Raw genomic sequence first — 2,789 nt, 5'->3', positions numbered from 1 at the left:
CGCGCCGGCCGCCGTGGGGGCGGCTGCCTCAGGACCGCTTCACGCGTCCCCGGATCGCGAGGGCCGCGAGGCCCAGCAGCACCGGCTCGGTGAAGCGGGAAGCCATCTCGGTCCAGGTTCCCGCGGTGGTGAGCGCCTGGCCGCTGGAGCGGAAGACGACCGAGTTCAGCACCAGCCGGCTTGCCCGCTCCGCCCGCTCGGCCGTCCACCGTTCGCGGAGCGGCAGGGTCAGGCGCGGCTCCGCTCCGGCGGCCGCCGGGTGCGCCTGCCCGGACGTCCGCTCGGCACGCCCGGCCGGGTGCTGCGGCCGGTCGTCGGGCAGGCCCCATCCCACGACCAGCAGGACGGTCGTCGTCATGGCGGCCAGGAGCCAGCCCAGGGCCCGTGACGCCCGCAGACCGTAGCCGGACACCAGCCAATAGGCGTGCAGCAGCCCGCGTTCGCCGCGCGGGGTCCCGCCGTCGTGGCGGCGCATCTCCATCTCGCCGTAGTAGAAGTCCGCCGCGCCGGGCCCGTCCAGGGAATCCTCGAGCGCCTTGCGCAGTTTCCGGTAGGCGGTGGCGACGTCGGCCGGCGCGGCTATGCCCTCCCCGGTGGCGTAACGCGGATGGCGCCTCCACCCGGTGCGGTCGAGCGGGCGGTGCGTCGGCGCCGCCCGCCAGTGGTGCTCCTCCGCGAGCACCCGACGCCGTGTCCACCGGCGTACCGGGAACCACGCGCGTCCCACGGCGATGCCGGCCGGCGGCGCGTCGAACCGGCACCGGCCGATCAGGGAGATCTGGTCCAGGCGGTAGGCGCCGACCAGTGTGCACGAACTCAGGTCGACGTCCCTCAGCACCAGCAGCGACGCGTCCACACCGCTCAGATCGACGATCCTGACGAGTTCCGGCCCGTCCACCGGGCGGTCGCCGGCCGGCGCGGCGAGCTTCCCGGTGAACGGCACCGGGTGGGTGGCGAGGGTCACGGGCTGGGAGAGGCGGGCGTCCGCCCAGTCCACGGTGGCCCGGCGCAGCCAGAACACCGATGTCTCCATGAGACGGATGCCGCGAGCGTCCATGCCCAGCGCCGCGATCTTGATGCGGACCGGGCTGTGGACCGTCGCACGCACCAGGCGGATCCGGCCGGCGCACACGAACGGCCCGGTCCACTTCCCGTGGAACGCGGTCCTGTCGAAGTGCGCGTCCTCGTGGAACCGCGCTCCGCCGAACACGGAGTTCTCCGCGAACCGCGCCCGGGAGAAGAAGGCCTCGCCATGGAAGCGCGCCCCGTCGAACCGGGCCTCACCCCCGAATCCCGCTTCGCCGAATCGGGCCGCCCCGCCGAACGACGCCGCCCGGAACCATGCCCTGCCGGTGAACTCCGTCCGGTCGAACCGGGCCTCGCCGCGGAACCGTGCCCGGCCGAATCCGGCGTACCCGTCGAACCGCGCGCCGGTGAAGGTGACGTCCCGGCCGAAGGTGCTGCCGTGGAAGAAGGCGGCGCCGCCGAAACGGGCCCCGTCGAAGCTCGCCGCTCCGTCGAACCGGGCCCCGTTGAACCGGGCGACTCCGAAGTGGCCCTGTGTGCCCTCGAGAAGTTCGTCCAGCAGCCGCCCGCGGAACGGAACGCCCCGGACGTCGATGTCACCACCGGGCGCGAGAACCGATCGCCGTGTCTCCGGAGCGAGATGGGCGAAGCAGTGGTCGGCAGAGCCGAACCGGGCACCGGGGCAGTCGCTCTCCGCGGTGCACGTCGGCCATGACGCAGCAGTCATCCCCGCGTTGTACCGTCCGGCGGCGCCGGCGTTCAAACGGGCGCGCGCCGCCGGGCCGGGCCCCCGGGGACCGGAGCCGGCGCCGTTCGGAGGGCGGTACGGAGCGCAGACGCCGGTACGGAGACCGGGCACCCGTACGGAGCTGGGCACCGGTACGGAGGCAGGGCGCCCGTACGGACCGGGTACGGCACGGACCGGGACCGGTGCGAACCGGGACCGGCCCGGGCCCGGGGCTGATACGGACCGGGGCCGACGCGGACCGGCGGCTGATACGGACCGCGGTCGGGCCGGGCGCGCCGCCGCGCGGAGACTCAGTGCGAGGCGAGCCGGAAGCTCAGCCGCCCGAAGCTCACCTGGTCACCGGCGCGCACCACGGCGGCGTCGGTGACCCGGCGCCCGTTCACGCACGTGCCGTTGGCCGATCCCAGGTCCCGCAGCACCCACACGCCGCCGGACAGGCCCAGTTCGGCATGCACCCGGGACACCGTCTCGTCGCCCAGCCGGAGCCCGTTCGACGGGTCCCGGCCGATCCGCAGCGGATACGGGCCGGGCGTGGGCAGCATCAGTTTCGGCAGCCGGCCCGTCCGCCAGGCCGTGCGCAGCCGCCCGGGGAACGCCGAGAGGGCCGCCACCGAGCCGAACAGCAGCCGCGGCACCCGGCGTTCGCCCGGCAGGTCCGCGGTGAGCGCGCGCAGTTCCTCCGGGGCCCGCGCCGCCAGCGCCAGCTCCATCCGCCGTACGAAGGTGTCGTGGGAGAGCCGTCCCTGCGCGGCTCCCTCCCGGAGCCGGCTGACGACACGGTCCCGGTCCGCGTCCGACACCCGGACGGGACCGCCGCGTCCCGGCACCGGCGCGGGCTCCTGCCCGGGGCCCGGGACCGGCCCGTGTTCGGGGCGGGGCTGGATCTCGTGGGACGACGTCACCGCGCGATTGTCCGGTCACGCGGCCGCAAGTGTCCAGTACAGGACCTGTTCCGGTACGGGACCGGGACACGGCCGGTACAGACCTCCCGCCGGGCCGGGGGCTCCCGTACCGG

2 protein-coding genes are annotated in these 2,789 nt (G+C 75.1%); both read right to left on the bottom strand.

Annotation, left to right across the window (positions count from 1 at the left end; all coding sequences use genetic code 11):
• Positions 1-28 precede the first annotated feature (28 nt).
• The gene (locus GCU69_RS03625; protein WP_156205114.1) at positions 29-1,753 is read right to left on the bottom strand and encodes a pentapeptide repeat-containing protein; all 1,725 of its coding nucleotides are present in this window, start codon (positions 1,751-1,753) and stop codon (positions 29-31) included.
• Between the two features lie 311 nt (positions 1,754-2,064).
• On the bottom strand, positions 2,065-2,601 hold the full coding sequence (locus GCU69_RS03620) for a DUF1707 and FHA domain-containing protein (protein ID WP_098754191.1): 537 nt from the start codon (positions 2,599-2,601) through the stop codon (positions 2,065-2,067).
• Positions 2,602-2,789 lie beyond the last annotated feature (188 nt).

It is taken from the genome of Streptomyces lycii (assembly GCF_009735685.1).
GTDB classification, from domain to species: Bacteria; Actinomycetota; Actinomycetes; order Streptomycetales; family Streptomycetaceae; genus Streptomyces; species Streptomyces lycii.
Note: the sequence above shows the minus strand (reverse complement) of the source record. Positions and strands in the feature narration are given on the sequence as shown.

Bases quoted from the DNA above. Each gene is read 5' to 3' on its own strand.
- GCU69_RS03625 (WP_156205114.1), bottom strand. From the start codon at position 1,753: ATGACTGCTGCGTCATGGCCGACGTGCACCGCGGAGAGCGACTGCCCC.